At 68.6% G+C, this 20437-nt stretch carries 20 protein-coding genes and 3 pseudogenes; 13 read left to right on the top strand and 10 right to left on the bottom strand.

What is annotated here, in order from left to right; translation table 11 throughout:
• The first annotated feature begins 110 nt into the window (after positions 1-110).
• The 4 genes from KVT45_RS04920 (at position 111) to KVT45_RS04905 (ending at position 3773) form a co-directional block, all read left to right on the top strand.
• On the top strand, positions 111-1043 hold the full coding sequence (locus KVT45_RS04920; protein WP_217545216.1) for a catalase family peroxidase: 933 nt from the start codon (positions 111-113) through the stop codon (positions 1041-1043).
• A gap of 288 nt (positions 1044-1331) precedes the next feature.
• Positions 1332-2168: an SGNH/GDSL hydrolase family protein gene (locus tag KVT45_RS04915; protein ID WP_217545321.1), complete on the top strand. Its 837-nt coding sequence runs from the start codon at positions 1332-1334 to the stop codon at positions 2166-2168.
• An 83-nt stretch (positions 2169-2251) separates the two neighbouring features.
• The gene (locus tag KVT45_RS04910) at positions 2252-2497 is read left to right on the top strand and encodes a hypothetical protein (RefSeq protein WP_217545215.1); all 246 of its coding nucleotides are present in this window, start codon (positions 2252-2254) and stop codon (positions 2495-2497) included.
• 181 nt (positions 2498-2678) lie between these two features.
• A complete protein-coding gene (locus KVT45_RS04905; protein WP_217545214.1) occupies positions 2679-3773 on the top strand; it encodes an MBL fold metallo-hydrolase in 1095 nt (364 codons plus the stop codon).
• Between the two features lie 23 nt (positions 3774-3796).
• Here KVT45_RS04905 and KVT45_RS04900 read toward each other — a convergent pair whose 3' ends face one another.
• The 3 genes from KVT45_RS04900 to KVT45_RS04890 all read right to left on the bottom strand — a co-directional run bounded on the left by KVT45_RS04900 (position 3797) and on the right by KVT45_RS04890 (position 6155).
• The gene (locus tag KVT45_RS04900; RefSeq protein ID WP_089106273.1) at positions 3797-4372 is read right to left on the bottom strand and encodes a helix-turn-helix domain-containing protein; all 576 of its coding nucleotides are present in this window, start codon (positions 4370-4372) and stop codon (positions 3797-3799) included.
• Entirely contained in the window at positions 4369-5079 is a 711-nt protein-coding gene (locus KVT45_RS04895) for a metal-dependent hydrolase (RefSeq protein ID WP_217545213.1), read from the bottom strand. The genes KVT45_RS04900 and KVT45_RS04895 overlap by 4 nt, the downstream gene beginning before the upstream one ends.
• 143 nt (positions 5080-5222) lie before the next feature.
• Positions 5223-6155 carry a threonine/serine dehydratase gene (locus tag KVT45_RS04890; RefSeq protein WP_217545212.1) on the bottom strand — a complete coding sequence of 311 codons (933 nt, stop codon included), beginning with the start codon at positions 6153-6155 and terminating at the stop codon, positions 5223-5225.
• 99 nt (positions 6156-6254) lie between these two features.
• Here KVT45_RS04890 and KVT45_RS04885 point away from each other — a divergent pair, with 99 nt between their 5' ends.
• Positions 6255-6653: a RidA family protein gene (locus tag KVT45_RS04885; protein ID WP_217545211.1), complete on the top strand. Its 399-nt coding sequence runs from the start codon at positions 6255-6257 to the stop codon at positions 6651-6653.
• Between the two features lie 214 nt (positions 6654-6867).
• On the top strand, positions 6868-7614 hold the full coding sequence (locus tag KVT45_RS04880) for an IclR family transcriptional regulator (protein WP_254646290.1): 747 nt from the start codon (positions 6868-6870) through the stop codon (positions 7612-7614).
• Between the two features lie 122 nt (positions 7615-7736).
• Here the strand turns inward: KVT45_RS04880 and KVT45_RS04875 are convergent, their stop codons facing one another.
• Entirely contained in the window at positions 7737-8636 is a 900-nt protein-coding gene (locus tag KVT45_RS04875) for a hypothetical protein (RefSeq protein WP_254646289.1), read from the bottom strand.
• Positions 8637-9329: 693 nt separating this feature from the next.
• On the opposite strand from KVT45_RS04875, the gene KVT45_RS57610 reads away from it, so the two are divergent.
• Together KVT45_RS57610 and KVT45_RS04870 are read left to right on the top strand one after the other, a co-directional pair.
• A complete protein-coding gene (locus KVT45_RS57610) occupies positions 9330-9461 on the top strand; it encodes a hypothetical protein (RefSeq protein ID WP_302832473.1) in 132 nt (43 codons plus the stop codon).
• Between the two features lie 75 nt (positions 9462-9536).
• A complete protein-coding gene (locus KVT45_RS04870) occupies positions 9537-10058 on the top strand; it encodes a hypothetical protein (RefSeq protein WP_217545209.1) in 522 nt (173 codons plus the stop codon).
• A 599-nt stretch (positions 10059-10657) separates the two neighbouring features.
• Here the strand turns inward: KVT45_RS04870 and KVT45_RS04865 are convergent.
• Together KVT45_RS04865 and KVT45_RS04860 are read right to left on the bottom strand one after the other, a co-directional pair.
• Positions 10658-10807, bottom strand: a pseudogene (locus KVT45_RS04865) (IS5/IS1182 family transposase); the annotation flags it as partial.
• Positions 10808-10868: 61 nt separating this feature from the next.
• Positions 10869-11453 (bottom strand): DinB family protein, encoded by a 585-nt coding sequence (locus KVT45_RS04860; protein WP_217545207.1) that lies wholly within the window; start codon positions 11451-11453, stop codon positions 10869-10871.
• A 357-nt stretch (positions 11454-11810) separates the two neighbouring features.
• Here KVT45_RS04860 and KVT45_RS04855 point away from each other — a divergent pair, with 357 nt between their 5' ends.
• The gene (locus tag KVT45_RS04855) at positions 11811-12263 is read left to right on the top strand and encodes a peptidoglycan-binding protein (RefSeq protein ID WP_217545206.1); all 453 of its coding nucleotides are present in this window, start codon (positions 11811-11813) and stop codon (positions 12261-12263) included.
• Between the two features lie 136 nt (positions 12264-12399).
• Positions 12400-13208 (top strand): annotated as a pseudogene (locus tag KVT45_RS04850) (IS5 family transposase).
• 167 nt (positions 13209-13375) lie between these two features.
• Here KVT45_RS04850 and KVT45_RS04845 read toward each other — a convergent pair.
• From KVT45_RS04845 to KVT45_RS04835, 3 genes and pseudogenes are all read right to left on the bottom strand, one after another.
• Entirely contained in the window at positions 13376-14257 is an 882-nt protein-coding gene (locus KVT45_RS04845; protein WP_217545205.1) for a pentapeptide repeat-containing protein, read from the bottom strand.
• Positions 14258-14333: 76 nt separating this feature from the next.
• Positions 14334-14576, bottom strand: a pseudogene (locus KVT45_RS04840) (transposase); the annotation flags it as partial.
• 263 nt (positions 14577-14839) lie between these two features.
• Complete coding sequence (locus KVT45_RS04835) at positions 14840-15697, bottom strand: inositol monophosphatase family protein (RefSeq protein WP_217545204.1); 858 nt, start codon at positions 15695-15697, stop codon at positions 14840-14842.
• A gap of 75 nt (positions 15698-15772) precedes the next feature.
• Here KVT45_RS04835 and KVT45_RS04830 point away from each other — a divergent pair, with 75 nt between their 5' ends.
• Positions 15773-16540: a transposase gene (locus KVT45_RS04830; RefSeq protein WP_217545203.1), complete on the top strand. Its 768-nt coding sequence runs from the start codon at positions 15773-15775 to the stop codon at positions 16538-16540.
• A 341-nt stretch (positions 16541-16881) separates the two neighbouring features.
• Entirely contained in the window at positions 16882-18357 is a 1476-nt protein-coding gene (locus KVT45_RS04825) for an MFS transporter (protein ID WP_217545202.1), read from the top strand.
• Between the two features lie 183 nt (positions 18358-18540).
• On the opposite strand, the gene KVT45_RS04820 is transcribed toward KVT45_RS04825, so the two are convergent.
• Positions 18541-19467, bottom strand: a complete 927-nt coding sequence (locus KVT45_RS04820) for a helix-turn-helix transcriptional regulator (RefSeq protein WP_217545201.1) — start codon at positions 19465-19467, stop codon at positions 18541-18543.
• Positions 19468-19602: 135 nt separating this feature from the next.
• Between KVT45_RS04820 and KVT45_RS04815 the strand changes: the two genes are divergently transcribed.
• Positions 19603-20298 carry an SDR family oxidoreductase gene (locus tag KVT45_RS04815; RefSeq protein WP_217545200.1) on the top strand — a complete coding sequence of 232 codons (696 nt, stop codon included), beginning with the start codon at positions 19603-19605 and terminating at the stop codon, positions 20296-20298.
• Positions 20299-20437: the final 139 nt, after the last annotated feature.

The raw sequence follows: 20437 nt of genomic DNA, 5'->3' as shown, positions 1-20437 counted from the left end.
GTCCGCCCGTCGGCGGTGCGCCGGTGCGGCCGGTGACGCGGAGAGCACCCGCAGGACGTGGGTCCCCCCAGGCCAAGGCTTCTTACCTGTTTCGTTTTCGGAGGATTGACATGTCGAGCAGTTCCACTGATCACACCCTGGCCGTCGAGGTGGTCGACAGCATGGAGCGCATGAGCGGGAGGTACCCGGGACAGCGCCGGTCGAGCGCCCGGGGAGCCGCCTTCCGGGCCACCTTCGCACCCACCGGGGCCGCGGCGGCCCTGACCACGGCCGCACATCTGCAGACGCGGCCGGTTCCGGCCACCGTACGGTTCTCGAACTCCGAGGGGAATCCGCACACTCCCGACACCGCCCCGGTCACCCGCGGCATGGCCACCCGCTTCCATCTGCACGACGGAAGTGACACCGACCTGATCGCCCTCACCGTCCCCCGGTTCGTCGCCGCCACCCCTCGGGAGTTCCTCGAACTGACCGAGGCCCTGCGCCCCGACCTCGTCACCCACCAGCCCGATCTGGCCCGGGTGCACGCGTTCGTCGGGGCCCACCCCCATCTGGCCGAAGCCGTCGCGCAGCAGCCGCCCGTCCCCGTCAGCTATGCCTCCGCCGCCTACTGGGCCATCCATGCCTTCGTCTGGGTCGACGCGGCCGGTACCAGGCAGCCGGTGCGGTACCGCTGGGAACCGGAGGCCGGACGCCTCGGCCTGACCGCGGACGAGGCGGCCTCCCGTACCGCCCACTACCTGACCGACGAACTCCACCAGCGCCTGGAGCAGGGGCCGGTGGCGTTCGTGCTGCGGGTCCAGCTCGCCGATCCCGACGACCCGACCCACGATCCCAGCACCGTCTGGCCCGACCACCGCAGGGAGATCATCGCCGGGCGCCTGGAGATCACCGCACCCGCAGACGACCAGGACCACTGGGACAAGCAGGCTTTCAACCCCACCCGGGTCACCACCAGCATCCAGCTCTCCGACGACCCCGTCCTCGCCTTCCGCGCACACGCCTACGCCGAGTCCCACCTCCGGCGCAGTCACAACCGGTAGAGCCTCCCCTGTTCGCCCGAACCGCTCGCGCGGGCCGACGCGCGGATCCCCTTCCGCGCCGCGCCGCATCCGTGGGTGCACCACCTCGGCGCGCCGTCGAGTGAACCTCCCTGGTACGGGCGTCGTTTGATGTCACGTCAGCACATCGCCCCACGGCTGACGACTGTTGTCGGAGCGGCTCGACGAGCGCTCCAGGGGCCTGACGAATGGATGGACTTGAACAACCAGACCAAGAGATTCCCCGGGCGGCGGGGCCTGCTGCGAGGCGCCGTGGTGGCGTGCTGCGCGATGGCCCTGTCCACCGCGGGCGCGATATCGGCGAGCGCCGCGACACCCACCGCGCGCACCGTGGACTACGTCGCGCTCGGCGACTCGTACGCCTCCGGCCCCGGCATCCCGGCCCAGGTCGACACCGCGTGCGCGCGCTCCGACCAGAACTATCCGTCCCTCCTCGCGGCAGCGACGCACGCGCAGCTGACCGACGTCAGCTGCGCGGGCGCGACGACGACCGCCCTGGCCGGACCCCAGGGTGCGCAGCAGCCTCAGCTGGACGCGCTGGGCGCGGACACGGACGTGGTCACCCTGACCATCGGCGGCAACGACATCGGCTTCTCCAGCGACCTGGCCACCTGTGCCGGGCTCGCGGCCAAGGACCCGACGGGCAACCCGTGCCAGACCTTCTTCACGAGCGACGGCACCGACCGGCTGGAGCAGCGCGTCGACGACACCGCCCCCAAGATCGCCGCGGCGCTGGACGCCGTACGGCAGCGGGCGCCCCGCGCCAAGGTCCTGGTGGTCGGGTACCCCGACCTGTTCCCGGACGACGGGGTCGGCTGCACCAGCTCCGTGATGCCGCTGGCCGCCGGTGACTTCGGCTATCTGCGGGACACCGAGAAGAAGCTCAACGCGATGCTCGCCGGCCAGGCGTCCGCGCACGGCGCGCGCTACGTCGACACCTACACCCCGACCGTAGGACACGACATGTGCCGGCCGGCCGGAGAGCGCTGGATCGAACCCCTGGTCGCGGTGGCTCCGGCCGCGCCCGCCCACCCCAACGCCCAGGGTCAGCAGGCCATGGCGGCAGCGGTGGAGCAAGTCCTCCGCTGCGGCGCGCACCGCCGCTGACCCCGGTGGAAAGACGGGGCGCCGGCTGTCCTGACGGATCGCCGGCGCCCCGGCCCGTGAGCAAAGGCAGACGGACGGCGATCATGTCGATCTCGAAGTTCACGTCGGACCAGAAAATCCACCATCTGGTCACCTGGGCCACGGAATGGAAAGGAGAACGGACAGGGCGGAGCATGTGGGCCTATTCCCTGAGCCTGGGCGGATCCCATGCCCTCATGAACGACTGGTTCAAGAACGAGAAGTTGCTCCGGCTGCTCACCCAGGAAGAGAAGGACCTGATCCGGGAGGCGCGTGAACGGGCGGCACGCGCCTGGTCGGGGAGGGCCTGACTGATGGGAACCGGCTTGTGCCCTCCGCGGTGACGGACGCCCCGCAGAGTGGTTTACGGTTCAATCAGAGTCGTTTATGGTTCAACCAAGTTGGTCGCGGTCTCCGAGCCTGAGGCGGCGTGGCGCACATGCCGCGCCATGCCCTCGCCGTGCTTCAACTCCCTTTTCCCAAGGAGGACCTATGACGTCCGAGCCCACCGCTTCCGGTTCCACCGCCGCGAACCGGCGTACCTTCCTGAGGCGTGCCTCTGCCGTTGCGGCAGTCCCGGTCGGCGCCGGCGTGTTCGGTTTGCCGGCCGGTACCGCGCACGCGGCCGACACGGCCGGGCTGCCCGGTTTCGAGCCGGTGCCCGCGGGGTCCATGGGGCCGGCGCTCAACGCGGACGGCTACTACGTCGGCCGGATCGAGGGGAACCTGTACTGGGTGACCGACGCCTACTACCAGGCCATGTTCCTCAGTACCCGGCACGGCGTGGTGCTCGTCGACGCCCCGCCGACCATCGGGACCAACCTCCTGCGTGCCATCGAGGACGTCACCAGGGCCAACGGGAGGCCGGGCAAGGTGACACACCTCGTCCACTCGCACGCGCACGCCGACCACATAGGCGCGTCGGTCCTGTTCGGGAACGACGTCGTACGCATCGGGCACAAGGTGAACCGCGAGCTGCTGCTGCGTGCCGACGACCCCAACAGGCCGGCGCCGAAGGTGACTTTCGACAGCCGGTACACCCTCTCCGTCGGCGGAGAGCACCTGGAGCTGGCGTACCACGGGCCGAATCACGCGCCGGACAACATCTACGTCTACGCCCCCGCCTACCGGACCCTGATGCTCGTCGACGTGCTCTTCCCCGGATGGGTCCCGTTCAAGAGCCTCGCCGTCTCCCAGGACATTCCCGCCTGGATCAAGGCGCACGACGTGGCGCTGTCCTATCCCTGGACCACCTTGGTCGCAGGCCACCTCGGACGCCTCGGGGTCCGGGCCGACGGCGAGCTGCAGAAGGAGTACATGGCCGACCTGGAGGCCGGCGTCCGAGCCGCCATCAAGTCGGTGGATCCCACGCCGTACTTCCAGGAGTACGGGCCGGGCGGGAACGCCTGGGCCATATTCAGGACGTACCTCGACGCGGTGGCGCGGACGGCGGCCGACCCGGTCGCCGGCAAGTACCTCGGCAAGCTGGCGGCCGCCGACGTCTTCACCTTCGACAACGCGGCCACCCTGCTGGAGTCGCTGCGCATCGACTCCGGCGTACTGGGGCCCTTCGGTATCCGGCCGTGACGCACCGGGAGCCCGGATCCTCGTCAGCTGAGCAGGGGTGAGGCGAAGACGACGGTGACGTCGGCACCTTCGTCTCCGGTCCGGTAGACGTGGGGCGCGTCGCCGGCGAACGCGAGCATGTCGCCGGGGCCGAGGGACTGGGGGTTGTCGGTCGACCCGGCGGTGAGCCGGCCGGAGGACATGAGGAGGTGTTCCACGGTTCCGGTGGCATGGGGCAGGCCGTTGATCTCGCTGTTCGGCGGGATCCGCATGCGCCAGATCTCCAGGCTGTGGCCTCCGCTGATGCGGCGCAGCAGTTCACGGGTCACTTCGCCGGGCTTGGCCTCCGTGGCCTGGATGTAGATGGGGCCGGGGTCGGTGTCGCGGGCCATGAGGTCGGTGATCGGGATGCGCAGGGCGATGGCGAGCGCGTCGATGGTGCCGATGGTGGGGTTGCCGGTGCCGGCCTCCAGATTGGAGAGGGTGGCCTTGCTGATGCCGGCCCGTCGGGCGAGTTCGGCGCTGGTCATACCGCGCTGGGTACGGCGCAGGCGGATCTGCGCGCCGATCGCGGCCGACATGCTGCTGGCCGGGGTCCGTTCCGCGGCGGGCCCGGTCATGAGGCCGCCCGGTGCTCGGCGGAGTACGAGACCTTGATGCGGCCCTTCTTCACACGCAAGGCCGGAAGGGCGACGTCGGCGAGTTCGCCCAGACTCCGTACGTGGGTGCCGCCGCAGGGCGCCGTGTGGATGTCGCCGAGGCGGATCAGGCGGCGGCCGTCGCCGTCGTGGCCGGCGCCGACGGGCAGGTCGGCCTCGATGGCGCGGGCGATGGCCTCGCGCAGTTCGCCGGTGACGGCCTCCCGGCCCTTCGGGTCGGTGAGCCGCGGGTCGGGCGACTCGGTCTGGAACTCGACCCGGGCCTGGCCGGGAAAGTGGTTGTTGCCGACGGTCGTCCAGCCGCGCGGCCGGACGACCGCCTCCACCAGATGGCCGGCGGTGTGCAGGGCGGCGTGCCGCAGACGGAGGCCGAGGTCGATGCGGGCCACGACCGTGTCGCCGTCCGCCAGGGCGGGCAGCGCCGTGCCGTCCGCGGAGCTCAGGGTGATCAGGCCGAGGTCGTGATCGCGTACGGGGAGGACCTCGTGCTCGTCGAGCCAGCCGCGGTCGGCCGGCTGGCCGCCGCCCTGCGGATGAAAGAGTGAACGCTCGACGGCCACCCAACCGGTACCGTCTCGCTCGCCTGAGGCGATGATCTTCGTCTTCACCGTCTCAGCGTAGGTGTCGGTGAGGTACTCGCTCACCTGGATACCAGAATAATGAACCATTCGTTCAGTATAGCGAATCAGGTATGCCAAATCCGGTGTGCCAAATCCGGTGTGGCGAATGCGGTGTGGCGATTGCGGTGTGCCGAATTCGGTGTCGCCCAGGAGCGATGCCTGTGGAGCGCGACCGCGGGCCGGGCGGCGGATCAGCGCCCCAGGGTCTCCAGCGGGGTGTTGGCACCGCACACGATCACCGCGATGTTCTGGCCTTCGGGCCGGTAGGCGCCCGAGGTCAGGGCGGCGTAGGCGGTTGCCGCGCCGTGCTCGGCGGCGATGCGGTAATCGCTCCACAGTGCTTCGCGGGCGGCGATGATGTCGTGGTCGTCGACCAGCAAGTTCTCCAGGTGCGGTGCGTCCTGGGCGATCTCGAAAGCGGTCTCGGCGATGACGCGTGCGCCCAGGGAGTCGGCGGCGACGCCGGAGACGGGAACGTCCACCCGGGCGCCGGCGCGCAGGGCGGCGTCGAGGGTGGGGATGTTCCTCGGCTCGACGGCGACGACGCGGGCCCGCCCGGCGGCCGAGGCGAGGGTGCCGGCCAGCATGCCACCGCCGCCGACGGCGAGGAGGATCGTGTCGATGGCGGGTTCGTCGCTCAGGATCTCCTCGGCGATCGTCCCGGCACCCGCGGAGATCTCCAGCCCGTCGTGGGCGTGGCAGAACAGGGCTCCGGACTGCTCGGCGAACGCGACGGCGGCCTCGTACGCCTCGGCGTACTCGCGGCCCACGAGGTGGACCTTCGCTCCGTAGGACTCGATCCGGGAGACCTTGACCGCCGGCGCGGTCTCGGGCACGAAGACGGAGGCCGGCACGCCCACGGCGGCTGCGGCATACGCGGTTGACAGGCCCGCGTTGCCGCCCGAGGCGGCGACGACGCCGATCGCGGGGTCGAGGTCGCCGCGATCCCGTGCGGCCAGTACCCGGTTGAAGGACCCGCGAGGCTTGAAGCAGCCGGTGTGCTGCAGGAACTCGCACTTCAGCCACAGCGGGCGGTCCGGTGTGCCGACCTGGACCAGCGGGGTGCGGCGCACGCGCCCGCGGATCCGGTTCCCGGCGGTCAGGACGTCGTCCCTGGTGATCATCTTTCGCTCCTCGCGTCGATGCGTTCAATTTACTGTACGATACGTTCGACAGAATATGTTACGTTGCGTTGCCGAACCACCGCCCACGCAAGGAGCGTCATGCCGAAGCAGGCCATCGCCGTCCCGGTCCTCTCGGAAGCCCTCAAGTTCGCCCCGCTGGAACTCGTCACCCGCGCCGGCGACTACGTCTACATCTCCGGACTCCCGCCCTACTCGCCCGAAACGGGCGAACTGGTCTCCGGTGATGTGCCCACCCAGGTGAAGACCTCCCTGGCCGCCCTGGACGCCTGCCTGGCAGCGGCGGGGGCCACGAAGGACGACATCGTCAACGTGCGCATCTACAGCACCAACTCGGGCTGGTTCGCCGCGATCAACGAGGTGTACCGCGAGTACTTCGGCGCGGACGGCCCGTTCCCGTCGCGGACGTTCGTACCGGTGGCCTCGTGGTTCACCAACTTCGACATCGAGATCGACTGCGTCGTCTACCTCGGCGACTAGGCTCCCCGCCGCCCAGGGGGCATCGGCGGGCCGCGGGGCCGGGAGGAGTGCCGGCCCCGCGACCGCCCGCTTCACTGAGGAGATCACGGTTCTCACCTCTGCGCCTCGGCGCGGGCGACGGTGCCCGCCCGGACGTAATCTGCCGAGCCACTCGGTGAGAACTCAACGGAACAGTCCCGGAGAACGGAACAGTCCCGAGGAACGGAACAGACCCATGTCCCTTGAGCCGGCCACCTCCGTGGTGCGCCGGGTGTCGGACCTGCTGGCGGCGTTCGGACCGGGCGACACCTACCTGGGCGTCAACGAGCTGACCCGCCGCACCGGGCTTCCCAAGGCCACGGTGTCCCGGCTGGTCAAAGAGATGGCCGACGCCGGACTGCTGGAGCGGTACAAGGCCAAGGTGGGCCTGGGACTCAGGCTGTTCGAACTGGGCGAACGCGTCTCCCGGCGCCGCTCGGTGCGCACGGTCGCCCTGCCCTACCTCGCCGATCTGCAGGAGGCGACCCGGCAGACCGTGCACCTCGCCGTTCTGGACGGCACCGAGGTCGTCTACCTGGAGATCCTGCCCGGCCCCGGTGCCCCATGGCTGCCGTCCGAGGTCGGCCGCCGACTGCCGGCACACGCCACCGGCGTCGGCAAGGCGCTCCTGGCCGCGTCCGAGCCCGCCGTCATCGACGCCCTCATCACATCCGGACTGCCCCGGGTGGGACCGCGCACCATCACCCTCCCCGGGCCGCTGGTACGTCAGCTCCGACGCATCGCCTCCAGCGGCATCGCCTACGAACACGAGGAGTCGGCCCCCGGCGTGGCCTGTGTCGCCGCCGTCATCCGGGCCGGAGACGGCCCGCCCGTCGCCGCCGTCTCGGCATCCGGCTGGATCGGCAAGGTCGACATCCGCCGCGTCGGGCCCGCCGTCCGCACCACCGCGCTGCGCATCTCCCGCGGCCTGCCCACCCGCTGATCCGCCCGGACAGCCTTTGGCAGGTCACGGAAAAGGGCGCCCGGCCGGGAGAAAACCCGCCGGGCGCCCTTCCGTGATCACTGTTCCGGTGTTCCGGACCACCGGGCGAGGTGCCTACCGCCTCATCGCGACGTCAGCCCGGCGATCCGCCACAAACCGTCGCCGCCGCTACCGGTGGTGTACGCGTCCCCGGACGCCGCCAGTGAGAAGCTGAAGGCGTTGATCCCGACGATATTGGTGACGTGGGACTGCACCCCGGTGGCGGCGTTCACACGCTTCACCTCGTCGCCGACCTGGAAGTAGACCAGGCCGTCGCCGCCGACCGAGATCGACGTGGGTTCGTAGGCCTCGCTTGCCAGGACTCGGGTCGCGCCGGTGGTCACGTTCGTCTGGAGGATGCGGCCCTGGCCCATGTCCGCGGTGTAGGCGAGGCCCGCCTTGTCGAAGGCGAGGCCGTAGGAGAAGCCGAGCCCTGTGGCCACCACGCGGGCGGTCCCGCCGTCCGGGACGGCGACGATCTCCCCGTTGCCGTCGGTGACATAGGTGGTGGTGCCGAATCGCGCCACGCCGAAGAGCGAGGGCAGGCCGGCGGCCAGGGTGCGGTGGCTGCCGGTGGCGAGGGAGACCTGTTGAAGCGCGCCGTCGAAGTTGGTGATGTACGCGTTGCCGCCGTCGACGGCCACTCCGCGGAGGTTGCCCAGACCGGTCGTGACCGTGCTGAGCGCTCCACTGGCCAGGTCGAGCTTGAGCAGGTCGCCGCCCGAGTACGCCAGGTACGCCGAGCCGGCGTTGTCGGGGGCGATGGCGACCGGGGAGCCGGCCGCCGGCGCGATCCGCACGCAATCCGCGGACGGGCACTTGACGTCACCCGTCGCGGCAACTGCCGGAGAAGCGAGGGCCGTTGTCGCACCCGACGCCAGCAACGCGCCGAGGGCCAGCGCCACGCCCAGGGCGCGCCCGCGTGTGGTGAACGAGCGGGCGGGACGGTCGAGCGGGAGTCGCGTCGCGGTCCTAGATCTCATCATTGAGTCCATCCGTTCCTGTCCGTCGACGATGGGTTGGCCCACGGGATCGCCGCGGGCACTGCACTGGCTACGTACGGGGGTACGGAGAGGTTCACGGGAATGGCCGTCGCACCGGAGCTTGATCGGCCGGCTCGTCCGACTCGGCGGCCTCGCCGGGGTCAACCAGGCGGCATCAGGAAAGACGCTGGCGCTGATGTTTCCCGACAGCCGGCCAACCACGAACACGACTTCACCCACAGGATGCGCGTCGTAGTGCCGGCCCCGCGGATTCCAGCAGACGACCGTCCAATCGTCCGGCTTTCTGTCAGTGAGCCAACACGCGCGGCTGTCCCGGAAGTTGCGTTCCTGGTCCAGCAGCCGCTTCGCCGGGCCGACCAGGAGGACTCGCCCGCCAAAGGGCGTGAGTCGCGGGCAACTGAGAGGTGGACCTGTCCCTGAGAGCGAAACGGGCAGGGCCCGGGGCTCGATCCCCAGCGGGAGGAGCGACGACGTGTCCGGCGTCGGGAAAGCTACGGCTGAAGACCGCCCTGATCATGGAGCGTGGTACTGGAAGCTCTACGGCGACGGGCTGCACATCACCATCGGCTCCTACAATCACGACGAGTGGGGCGACTACAACTTCCACGGCTCGTGGTACAGCAACAACGCCAAGGACCACGGCCGCGGATGGTTCAAGTGCTACGGCGGAACATGCTGGGTGGACCCTGGGGGCACTCCGGGGACACCCTCACCTTGATCGCCGGCGGAGAGGCCGTCCTCGGCGACGAGCTGGTGCTGCGGGAGGCCGGAGGGGTCTTCGGCGGAGGCGGCCACCGCAGCTGAGCCGACCGTACCCACCGTGCCGGCCGGGGCTTCGCGCCCTGGTCGGCGCTCTCGAAAGACGCTGGGAGAGCCGACATGCCGGACCACTACGACCTCGCGTTCGCACGCTGGCTGACCCGCCTGCGCGACGACATCGACGTGGACTTCGACCCCTTCGACCGGGATCCCGCGATCGGCGAGTGGCTGTACTCCCTCTTCCGGGACAACGGAGAGATGACCACCGACCACCTCGCCCCCCACGTGACGGCGCGCCGTACCTTCCTGGCGGAGTCCTCCGTCGCCGTGCTGATCCGCGACATCCGCGCCGCCGGGCATCCGGCACCCGACATCGTCATCGACGTCATGGACCCCGACTCCCAGTTCCGTCTGGGCAAGGTCGCGGTGGAGGGCACCCACATCCAGTCGGTCGACGCGCAGGGCGTCCTCGCCGAGGCCGCCGACGGCGTCCAGACCTACGTGGCCTACCCGGGCTGGACGGTATGGCCCACCTGCCCGGCCCACGGACTGGGCGTCCATCCCTCCAACACGGCTGGGGTGGCGGAATGGGTCTGCTCGGCCGGGCACGTTGTGCGGCCTATTTGCCCGGACCTGAGGTGACCCTGCGGCTTCGGGCCAGCCGACGGCCTGCCGCTGACCGCCTGTGCTGTGCGGAGGCCTGACTGAGTGGCGTGCGTCGTGAAGTCGCCGGTCGCGTGACGGGTGTGCGTGGGCTTCGTGGTGCTCGTGCTGGTTGCGGCGGATGATTCCCGTCGAGATCTTCGGTCTGCGCCGCTCAGTGGGCCGCCGCCGACCACCAGAACAGCGACGCCGAGGGATGCCGGTTGGTTCGGAAGTCTGGCAGGTCGTTACGGAAGAAGCGGATCGGGAAATGAATTTACCCGCCTGGTGCATCCATTTTTGAACCCGGAATCCGACTGATGGCCGTTGAGGCTTGTCCTGGCTGACTTCAACAAGAATCCTGCCTCTTTGAAGAAGAGATGGAGCCGTGGTTGGGCTGCCGAGTTTCTGATGGCTGAGGACGGAGCGGGATTGAGGCTTACGGCGTTCCCCGCCTGCGAGAAATAGCTGCGGGGAGAGCACATCGGCGTGTGCATGGCCCGCAAAGAGGTTGAGTCCAGCGAACGTTTCGGCCGTCGCGGATAAGAGGGTGTCTCACGTGGCAAGTTTCCCGAGCTTCTTGTAGCAGGTCAGGGCGATCGGCGCCGCCGTGGTCCCCGGCGGGACCGGACGGCGGGTATGCCGCGGATGAGCGGCTTGAGGGCGAGGCTGTCGTGCATGTTCGCGCCGGACACGGCGACGGCGAGCGGGATGCCCTGGGCATCGGACAGCACGTGCAGCTTGCTGCCCTAGATCAGCACCCACGACCGGCAGCATGCCGCACGAACGTCAAGTCACGTGAGACAACCTCTAAGCCTTGATCGGTGCGGCTGACCTGGCGGCCTGCTCGATCTTCGCGCAGTAGGCTGCACGGGCTTCCTCGTCGATCTGCATCTCGTTTTCGGCGCGCACCCCGGTCCGGCCGTCGAGGCCCTCGCGCAGGATATCGGCGTGCCCGGCATGCCGGATGGACTCGCCGAGGACATGGACCAAGATGGCGAACAGGTTCGTGTTGGGATAAGGCTCCGGCCACCACGGCACGTGGCCGGGGGCGTCGAGGGGAAGCTCGTTGATCGTAGCGTCCGAGTGTTCCCACGTGCGCCGGTAGAACCCGATGATCTGATCGCGGGTCTCGTCCTCGGCCGCCCACAGATCGCTGCCGTTGTAGTCCTGCCACCGGGGCAGCGGTTCCGGGGAAGGGCGGTCGAAGACCTCGCCGAAGTACCTGGCCTCGACGGTGGCCACGTGTTTGACCAGGCCGAGGAGGTTGGTCCCGGTCGCTGTCAAAGGTCGGCGGGCGTCGTATTCGGACAAGCCGTCGAGTTTCCAGAGCAGCGCCTTGCGGTCCCGCCGCAGTCTCCCGTGCAGGTTGTCTTTCGCGAATTCATCGATCATGCGACATGAGCCTGCCATGGGCTGCTCGCGGTCTCAAGATCCCGTACGTGGTCCGCAACGACTGGCAGCGCAAAGGCCCGGCCAGGGCCGCCGCCTCACCATGTAGGGCACGGTCTATCTGCTGGACGTCCTCTTCTCGGGGTGGCTGCTGCGCGAGTGGCGGACGGAATTCATGGGCTCTATTTCGGAATCCCCTGCCGAGCATGCCCCGAATATGGCCTGAAATATGTCATACGAGAAATTGGGTCGCATTTTCGCAAGATTTGGGCGCACGCTCCTGGCACGCTTGGGGCGGCGCAGACGGCCTGTGTGAGCGGCTGCGCCAAAGCCTTCACAGTCGATCGGAAAGAGGAAGCAATGCGATCTTCTCTGGCCAGGGTCCTCGTTGCGACGAGTGCCATCGTCGGCATTGCCGCTGGAGGTCTTGCGGGTGCGAGTGCAAGCGAGGCGGCCCCCCAGCAGGCCACCAAACCTGCGGTCAGCAGCCGGCAGGTTTCCCCTCACGCAGTGAACAACCTCGGCCTGGACACATCCCGGGCCAAGAATTGGCAGAGTTGCCTGAATGCTTGGGGCTTCAGCGCCGGGACCGAGGACGGACAGCTGGGCACCAACAGTTGGATGGCGGCACAGAGGATGCTCAACGCCTGGGGCTACAATGCCGGTACCGTCGACGGGATTGTCGGGACCAACACGATCACGGCGCTACAGAAGTTTTTGAACGCCGTCGGCGAAAACGCCGGCACTCCCGACGGGATCGCCGGACCGCAGACCAGGGCCGCGTTCTGGAATTACAACGCCACGGGCTGCTGAGCCGACCCTCCATGCCGCGCCGGGCTGGTCGAGCGGCGAGTTGGCTGCTCGACCAGCCTGAACGCCATAGCAAGATCGTGTTGCGAGCTCTTTAGACGCCATTTCAGTTGGCGTGATCTTGCGGCAGTCTGAGGTGATGACTGCTGCGCTTGTCGGACGGATGGCGCCGGAAGATCTGTGGGAGCTGTTCCAGCGGGTGGTTCCGCCGGCGCCGGAACGCCCGTAGGGCGGAGGAGCCCGTCGGAGAGGGAACCGTGAGGTGCTGGCCGCGATCATCTTCGTGGCTACCTCGGGATGCACCTGGAACCAGCTGCCACCGGGCTTCGGGCTGTCGGGAGTGACTGCCTTCCGCCGGTTCACCGAATGGACCGAGGCCAGGGTGTGGGCCAAGCTTCACTGCCTGGTTTTGGACGAACTCGGTTCCCGGGGCGAGCTGGACTGGTCACGATGTGCGATCGACTCCGTCAGCGTCCGGGCCCTAAAAGGGGGCAGCTGACGGGACCGAATCCGACCGACCGTGGCAAAGCCGGATCGAAAATCCACCTCATCGTTGACCGCTGCGGCATACCCCTCTCGATCGGCATCTCCGCCGCGAACCTCCACGACAGCCAGGCCCTCGTCCCGCTGGTCCGCGGCATCCCACCCATCCGCTCACATCGCGGCCCCCGACGCCGACGGCCCGGAAAGCTGCATGGAGACAAGGGCTACGACTATCAGCACCTACGGCGGTGGCTGTCCTCCCGCGGCATTCGGCACCGCATCGCCCGCAAGGGCATCGAATCCTCCCAACGGCTGGGCCGGCACCGCTGGGTCGTGGAACGAACCGTGTCCTGGTTATCCAGCTGCCGACGCCTCCACCGCCGCTACGAGCGCAAGCCGGAACACTTCCTCGCCTTCACTGCCATCGCCGCGACACTCATATGTCACCGCAAACTCACCGACTGAAATGAGGTCAAGGTCCATCCCAGCACTGATCCAAGCGGACACCGCTGTGTGATGCAAGTCACAATGTGCTTGGTCGGCGTCGATTGCCGACCGCGCTGTCTTGGTGCTGGGATGCAGATGCGAAAGGGCGGGGTCGTGACCAAGGGAAACGCTTGCCCTGTGCACGCTTAGCATTTGTAACCGTGTTTCTGTAGGCGAGTCCCAAACGGCAGGCGAGTTTTCGAGTCCACCTTGACATCAAAGAGGGCCACGCCGTCGAGGCTGGCCGAATCCAAATTTGCGCCCCGTAGGTCCGCCCCGAGCATCCGTGACCCACTGAGGTCGGATGATGTCAAGTCTGCACCCTGCAGGTTCACGCAAGCAAGATCGGCATTTTTGATGGAGGATCCAGTAATTTGATCCTCCGAGAGGTTCGCCTCCGACAAATTGGCCCCATCCAGGGAGGAGAGATTAATGACAGATCCATGCATGTCAGCGCCAAGCAGCCAGGCGTCAGTCATGCACGAACGACTTAAGTCCACTCCGATAAGCTTTGCATCACGCAGGTCGGCATTCACGAGGCTGACCCGCCCGATATCGATCTTTCCCTCAGATGCGTTGTAACGGCGGCCCAGGACCGATAGGGCGGCCTGCACGTCAAAGGCTAGGGGAGTCTTTTCGGTGAATTGAGAGCGAGGTGTTGGGCACGTCGCTGGTGCTGGAGCGGCGTGATCTCGCACGTAAGCCGACAAGACTTGGATGATTGTCGACTGGTCGGGTGGAGAGTCACGCATGAGGCGTTCTAGTGCGTATATTGCGCCTAGGCGAGCATCCGCATCAGAGGAGCCGAGTTGACTGGTAGCGGCAGCGTACCGATCGGTTATCTGTTTTTGCTCGGAAAGGGAAGTTTGTCTAATTGCTTGCCGCACTGATATGCCGGTGAAAATCACGGCAAAAATCGCAGTCATTGCAGTGACTGCGGCTGGCCAATCGCGCCTGGATGGCTTTTCTTTATCGCCTCCCGTGCTGTGTTTTATGCGTTTTCGGTGTCGATCGGTTAGGGTACCCATGTAATCCAGTACACCTGAAACCAGAAACAATTGCTCAGGTTCTACGGCTGAACGGGTGAATCGATCTTCGTAGCCGCTTGGCCTCGGTCCATTCGGTGAACCGGCGGAAGGCAGTCACTCCCGACAGCCCGAAGCCCGGTGGCAGCTGGTTCCAGGTACATCCCGAGGTAGCCACGAAGATGATCGCGGCCAGCACCTCACGGTTCCCTCTCCGACGGGCTCCTCCGCCCTGCGGGCGTTCCGACGCCGGCGGAACCACCCGCTGGAAGAGCTCCCACAGATCTTCCGGCGCCATCCGTCCGACAAACGCAGCAGTCATCACCTCAGACTGTCGCAAGATCACGTCAACTGAAATGGCGTCTTTTAGTAGACGACAGCCGACTACCTCGTGCTTCCGCGACGGGACAGCCTTACCAAAACACTGATTCTCAGAATTCTGGTTCTGCTCCCAGATCTGCAAGCGGACGAGGTTGACCAGGGGCTTCAGCGCGCACACCACCATGCCCGAACACCGAAATCACCTAAAGACTTGTCCCGTAACCGCTGTGCAGGGTGAGGCAACGTATCCGAGGGCGGGATCGCTCAGTTGGCGGTCACGGCGATGTCCAGGAGTTGTTGGTGGAGTCCGGGGCGGGCGAACAGCGCGGCTCCGGTGTCGGTCCGGTACTGACCGGTGAGGTCGCTGAAGGTGCCGCCGGCTTCTTGGACGATGGGAATCAGAGGGGCGATGTCCCAGGGGCCGGCTCCCAGGAGGAGGAAAGCGTCCAGCTGACCGGTCGCGACCAGGAGCGCGCCGTGGCAGGTACTGGATCCGGCGGACGGTTTGCGAGGCGCTGACACGGTGGGATCCGCTGCAGTCCAGTCGAGCAGCGGTCGGACCTGCGAGACGCCCCGGGCCAGTCTCGCGGCCACGACGCGTTCCTGGTGGTTCAGTCTGGGCGGAGGCGGCCAGATGCCGATGGCTGCGTTCTGGGCACTACCGCCTTCGGTGAGGGCCAACCGGTAGGCCGGTGCGGCTGAGTTGGAGGGACATGGCCCTGTCCAGGAGCCCGAGTCCGGCCTGGCCCACCACCGGCGGCCCAGGGCTGGGGCGGAGGCCATGCCCAGGGTGATGCGGCCGTCCTCCTCGACAGCGATCAGTGTGCTCCACTCCGGTTCGCCGGCGAGAAAGCTCGCGGTGCCGTCGATGGCGTCGATGATCCAGCGCCGTCTGCCGTGCCCATGGGCGCCGAACTCCTCACCGATGAAGGCGTCGTCGGGATACTTCTGGCGGATCAAGGAGCGGAGAACGATTTCGATCTCCCGGTCGGCGTCGGTGACCGGGCTCCCGTCGCTCTTGATGCGGGATTCGATGGTGCCGGTCGAGAAGTAGCGTCGGGCGATGGCATCCGCCTGGTCGGCGAGGCGGTGCGCCAGTTCCAGGTCTGCCGGGTCCGTCACGAGGCTGCCCTTCCCACGGTGGTCCGCTGCTGAGGCTCCGGAGGGAGCGTGCAGGCGCGGTGAGATTATCAAGGCGTGGCTGCTGTGATCACGGCGTCGGAGCCGTCTTGGATTTCCCCGTACACCGGACTGATCCCACGCTGCTTTGCCAAGTTGGTGACCGCACTACGTCGCGCGGGCGCGGACGGGGGCCGGACGGGCCGACCGTGGAGCCTGCCGCTGGACGACCGCGTCCTGCTGGTCACGGCCTACTGGCGTACGAACTTGACATTGCGCCGGCGCGCCCCGCTGTTCGGTATCTCAAAGTCCGCTGCGGACCGCATAGTCGACCACCTTGGTCCGCTGCTGGCGCTTCAGCCCCGCAAGCGGTTCCGCAAGGACACCGTGCTCATCGTGGACGGAACTCTGGTGCCCACCCGCGACCACACGGTGGCCGAGCAGTCCAAGAACTATCGGTACTCCACCAACCATCAAGTCGTCGTCGACGCCGACACCCGCATGGTCGTGATGGTCGGCCGGCCGCTGCCGGGCAACCGCAACGACTGCAAGGCATGGGCGGAATCCGGCGCGAAGGCCGCCGTCGGCCAGACGACCACGATCGCCGACGGCGGCTATCCCGGCACCGGGCTGGTGATGCCACACCGCCGACGCAAAAACGAGGAACTCCCCGCTTGGAAAGAGGAGCACAACCGCTCTCACAAACAAGTCCGGGCCCGTGTCGAGCACGTCTTCGCCCGGATGAAGACCTGGAAGATCCTCCGCGACTGCCGCCTCAAGGGCGACGGGGTACACCACGCCATGCTCGGCATCGCACGCCTGCACAACCTCGCCCTCATGGGATAGAGGTGGAGCTCATCGCCGCTGTCCGCCCGCATCGACCTCAAGATCAGTCACGGGACAATGCTTAGGCCGGTCGGCAGTTGCCCCTCAGCGATGCCTCATCACTCCGACCGGAACGGTGAGGCCAGAGCAGGCTGCGGTACGGGGGCATCGACGGCACCTGGGGGCGTGTGTTCACGGCGCTGCTCGCCCAGGCGGGGGAAGGCGGCAATGCGCCATGTGGCCCCGGCCTGTCGGCCCTGTCGGTCCTGTCGATCCGGTGCTTCCGCTCCGCGCCGGTCACTGCGACTCCTAGGATGAAGCGTTGCTGGCTGCCCGTGCGGCGGGTGCCGACCATGGGGGCCATGACCTCGTCCCCCCGTCCTGCAGCCGTCGTCCGGACCGTGGGCGATTCCGCCCAGTCGGCCGCCGGCCTGACCAGGGCCGGCCTCGCCGTGCTGATCACCGCGGTCTTCCTGCCCCAGGTCGACTTCTTCATCGTCAATGTCGCGCTTCCCACGATCCGGTCGTCGCTGGGTGCGAGTGCCGGCGCGCTCGAACTCGTCGTCGCCGGCTACGGGGCGGCCTATGCCGCGACACTGGTCCTCGGCGGGCGGCTCGGCGACATGATCGGCCGTCGGCGGATGCTGCTGACAGGGATGTCCGGCTTCGTGCTCACCTCGCTGGTCTGCGGAACGGCTCCCGGGATCGGCGTCCTGGTCGCGGCGCGGATCCTGCAGGGTGCCGCGGCGGGCCTGGTCGTCCCCCAGGTGATCGCGACGCTCCACGCGACGCTGAGCGGGGAACGGCGGCACCGGGCCCTCGGGCTGTACAGCTCGGCCGCGGGCGCGGCGATCGTGGTCGGCCAGCTCGTCGGTGGCCTGCTGGTGACCGCCGACGTCGCGGGCACCGGATGGCGGCCGATCTTCCTGGTCAACGTGCCGATCGGTGCGGTGGCCCTGATCGCGGCCCGGCGCCTCGTCCCGGCATCCCGCTCACCGCACCCGCTCGGGCTCGACCTGGTGGGGACGCTGCTGTTCGCCGGGACCCTGGTGGCCCTGCTGGTGCCGCTCGCGGAGGGACCGACGATCGGCTGGCCCCCGTGGAGCTGGGGCGCTTTGGCGCTGGCGCCGGTGCTCGCGGCGGCGACGGTCGTCGTCGAACGCCGCGCCGAGGCGGCCGGGCGGGTGCCGCTGCTGCCTCCCTCGCTGCTGCGGCTGCGGTCGATGAGGCGCGGCTTCGCGATGCACCTCCCCTTCATGCTCAGCTACGGCGCCTTCATGTTCGTGTTCGCCCTCACCGTCCAGACGGGCCTGCACAGCGGGGTGCTCGGCGGGGGTCTGGCGGTCCTCCCGCTGGCGGTCGCCTACTTCGCGGGGTCACTCGCCGCGCCGCGCGCCATCGCCCGGTTCGACGCCCGTCGCGTCGTCGCCGTCGCCGCGGTGGCCGTCGCTCTCGGCCTCCTGGTGCTCGTCCTGGTCACCGTGACCACGTGGCCGCACACCGACTACTGGGCGTTCGCACCGGGACTCGTGCTGGCGGGGGCCGGCCAGGCGCTCGTCTTCGCCTGCCTCTTCCGGCTGATCCTGCTCGACGTCCCCGAGCACCTGGTGGGGGTGGGGGGCGGTGTGGTCACCACGGTGCAACAGTCCGGTCTGGCACTCGGGGTGGCGACGCTGGGCACGTTGTTCGTCGGGCTCGAGAAGACCGGCGTCGGCACTGCCTTCGTGGTGTCGCTCGCGGTCCAGGCCGCGATCATGCTCGCGATCGCGGCCGGTTCGCTCACCCTGCCCCACCTGCATGCGCGACCGGGGGAGACCGGGGTCGCGGTCGACGTGTGACCGCCCGCGGACCGCAGGAGCGGCGTGGCCCAGAAGGGGTTGATCCGCCGCCGCGGTTACTCGTCGGGCACGCGCCGCTGACCAGGGGCGAACGGTGAGACGGTGGCCGATGCCGCACTGGCCGGTCTGTTGCGCAGCCGGGGGACTGACCCGACGACCGGGCCGGCTGAGCGCGGGGCTGGCTCAGCCGGCGTCGGCGACCAGCCTGGTCAGCCGCTCGACGGTGTCGGGGTCCGCGGGGAGCAGCACCTGCAGCCGGGTCGTCGAGCCGGGCGCGACCCAGGTGTTGGAGACAGTAAAGGTCATCCGACCGGTCGCCGGGTTGTCGATCTGGCGCGGCACACCGGCGTCGACACCGCGGACGGAGTGCCGGTCCCACAGTTCGGCGAACTCCGACGACTCCGCGCGCAGCCGCGAAACCAGCGCCTTCCATCGGCCGTCGTCGACGTGCTCGGCCATTGCGACGCGCAGGTTCGCGACCTGGCGAGCCGCGGCCTGCTCCCAGTCGACGAGGCGCTCGCGCCAGCGCGGCTCGGTGAAGGTGAGCCAGACGCAGTTGCGCTCTGCGATCGGCACCTCGTCGAGGTCGGTGATCAGCAGGCGCATCGCGCTGTTGTAGGCGAGCAGGTCGAACTTGCCGTTCTGGACGCATGCGGGGTAGGGGTCGAGCTTGTCCAGCACGGCGTGCAACTCGGCGCTCACGGCGTTGCACTCCGTGACCACGGCGTCGTCCGCGGCACCGGCGAGCCGGTAGAGGTGGTGGCGCTCGTCGTGGTCCAGGCGCAGCGTGCGGGCGAGCGCGTTGAGTACCTGCGGCGAGGGGCGTACGTCGCGGGCCTGCTCCAGGGCCGTGTACCAGGTGACGCTCATCCCGGCGTGCTGAGCGACCTCCTCCCTGCGCAGACCGGGGGTGCGCCGCCGAGTGATCGCCACGATACCGAGCTCGCTCGGCGACATGCGCTCGCGCCGGCTGCGCAGGAAGACGGCGAGCTCCCGGCGCCGGGCAGACGCGCCGTCGGAGTCGCCGCGGCGCTCGAGACCGATGGCATGACCGGAACCGGGCGACGGGTCGACCGGCTCCTCGGGCCGCGGCACGGTGTACACAACCATCAGGATCCTCCGGGGACCGGCCAGCCCCCCACTCGTCCGGAAGCTAGCATCAGGAGTGACTTGATACCACTCTTGGGACCCGAAACGATACGGCCATCGGCCTTGTGCACCCTGCCCTGAAGGAGCCTGCCTACCGTGTCCGCCGTCACGTCCCCCTCGCCGCATCCCGCCGACGCACGCCACCTGCTCGTGATCGGTGCCGGCCCCGGCATCGGCGCCGCCACCGCCCGTCGCTTCGCCCGCGACGGCTTCCGGGTGACCCTCGCCGCCCGGCATCGGGACAAGCTCGAGGAGCTCGCCGCCGACCTGCGCCCGACCGGGGCCGAGGTGGCCGTCGTGCGCGTCGACGCGGCCGACCCCGGGCAGCTGCGCGAGGCGTTGAGCTCGCTCTACGCGGCCCCGAACCCGCCCGGCGTAGTGCTGTACAACGTTGCCCAGCTGACGCCCGACGACCTTCTGTCGGCCGCGCCCGAGGACCTGCTGGGCGCCTACACCGTCGACGTCGTCGGCGGGGTGGTGGCCGCCCAGATCGCGGTGCCGGCCATGCGAGCCGCCGGCGGCGGCACGTTGCTGTTCACCGGTGGCGGTCTGGCCGACCGGCCGCACCCGAGCCTCGCCACGTTGTCCCTGGGCAAGCTGGCGCTGCGCGGGGTCGCGAACCTGCTGGGCACCCAGCTGGCCGACGACGGCATTCGGGTCCTCACCCTCACGGTCAACGGGATGGTCGAGCCGGGCACCCCGTTCGACCCCGAGCACATCGCCGAGCGGTACCGGCGGGCGATCGACGACGCCAAGCCGGGTTTCGCCGACGAGCACTTCAACGGGGCCTGAGCCGGCGCCATCCGGACGAGAGCAGCAGCACGCGTTGGACAGCTCGACGGCAAGGGCGCCTTCATCGCCGTGGTCTCCACATCACCTGCCGGTGCCGCCCGGGTTCCCGGCACGGCGAAGGCACGTGCGCTGAGTTGGT

Origin of the sequence: Streptomyces sp. GbtcB6 (assembly GCF_019091475.1) — a bacterium.
Classification (GTDB): domain Bacteria; phylum Actinomycetota; class Actinomycetes; order Streptomycetales; family Streptomycetaceae; genus Streptomyces; species Streptomyces hyaluromycini.
This window is presented reverse-complemented; position numbering and strand designations above follow the sequence as displayed.

Coding starts and splice junctions, on each gene's coding strand:
- KVT45_RS04890 (WP_217545212.1), bottom strand. CDS start 6,155: ATGATCACCAGGGACGACGTCCTGACCGCCGGGAACCGGATCCGCGGG.
- KVT45_RS04900 (WP_089106273.1), bottom strand. CDS start 4,372: ATGACCGGGCCCGCCGCGGAACGGACCCCGGCCAGCAGCATGTCGGCC.
- KVT45_RS04880 (WP_254646290.1), top strand. CDS start 6,868: ATGTCCCTTGAGCCGGCCACCTCCGTGGTGCGCCGGGTGTCGGACCTG.
- KVT45_RS04875 (WP_254646289.1), bottom strand. CDS start 8,636: ATGAGATCTAGGACCGCGACGCGACTCCCGCTCGACCGTCCCGCCCGC.
- KVT45_RS04910 (WP_217545215.1), top strand. CDS start 2,252: ATGTCGATCTCGAAGTTCACGTCGGACCAGAAAATCCACCATCTGGTC.
- KVT45_RS04855 (WP_217545206.1), top strand. CDS start 11,811: ATGCGATCTTCTCTGGCCAGGGTCCTCGTTGCGACGAGTGCCATCGTC.
- KVT45_RS04895 (WP_217545213.1), bottom strand. CDS start 5,079: ATGGTTCATTATTCTGGTATCCAGGTGAGCGAGTACCTCACCGACACC.
- KVT45_RS57610 (WP_302832473.1), top strand. CDS start 9,330: ATGCTGGGTGGACCCTGGGGGCACTCCGGGGACACCCTCACCTTGATC.
- KVT45_RS04885 (WP_217545211.1), top strand. CDS start 6,255: ATGCCGAAGCAGGCCATCGCCGTCCCGGTCCTCTCGGAAGCCCTCAAG.
- KVT45_RS04915 (WP_217545321.1), top strand. CDS start 1,332: ATGGCCCTGTCCACCGCGGGCGCGATATCGGCGAGCGCCGCGACACCC.
- KVT45_RS04825 (WP_217545202.1), top strand. CDS start 16,882: ATGACCTCGTCCCCCCGTCCTGCAGCCGTCGTCCGGACCGTGGGCGAT.
- KVT45_RS04905 (WP_217545214.1), top strand. CDS start 2,679: ATGACGTCCGAGCCCACCGCTTCCGGTTCCACCGCCGCGAACCGGCGT.
- KVT45_RS04920 (WP_217545216.1), top strand. CDS start 111: ATGTCGAGCAGTTCCACTGATCACACCCTGGCCGTCGAGGTGGTCGAC.
- KVT45_RS04860 (WP_217545207.1), bottom strand. CDS start 11,453: ATGATCGATGAATTCGCGAAAGACAACCTGCACGGGAGACTGCGGCGG.
- KVT45_RS04845 (WP_217545205.1), bottom strand. CDS start 14,257: ATGGGTACCCTAACCGATCGACACCGAAAACGCATAAAACACAGCACG.
- KVT45_RS04820 (WP_217545201.1), bottom strand. CDS start 19,467: ATGGTTGTGTACACCGTGCCGCGGCCCGAGGAGCCGGTCGACCCGTCG.
- KVT45_RS04870 (WP_217545209.1), top strand. CDS start 9,537: ATGCCGGACCACTACGACCTCGCGTTCGCACGCTGGCTGACCCGCCTG.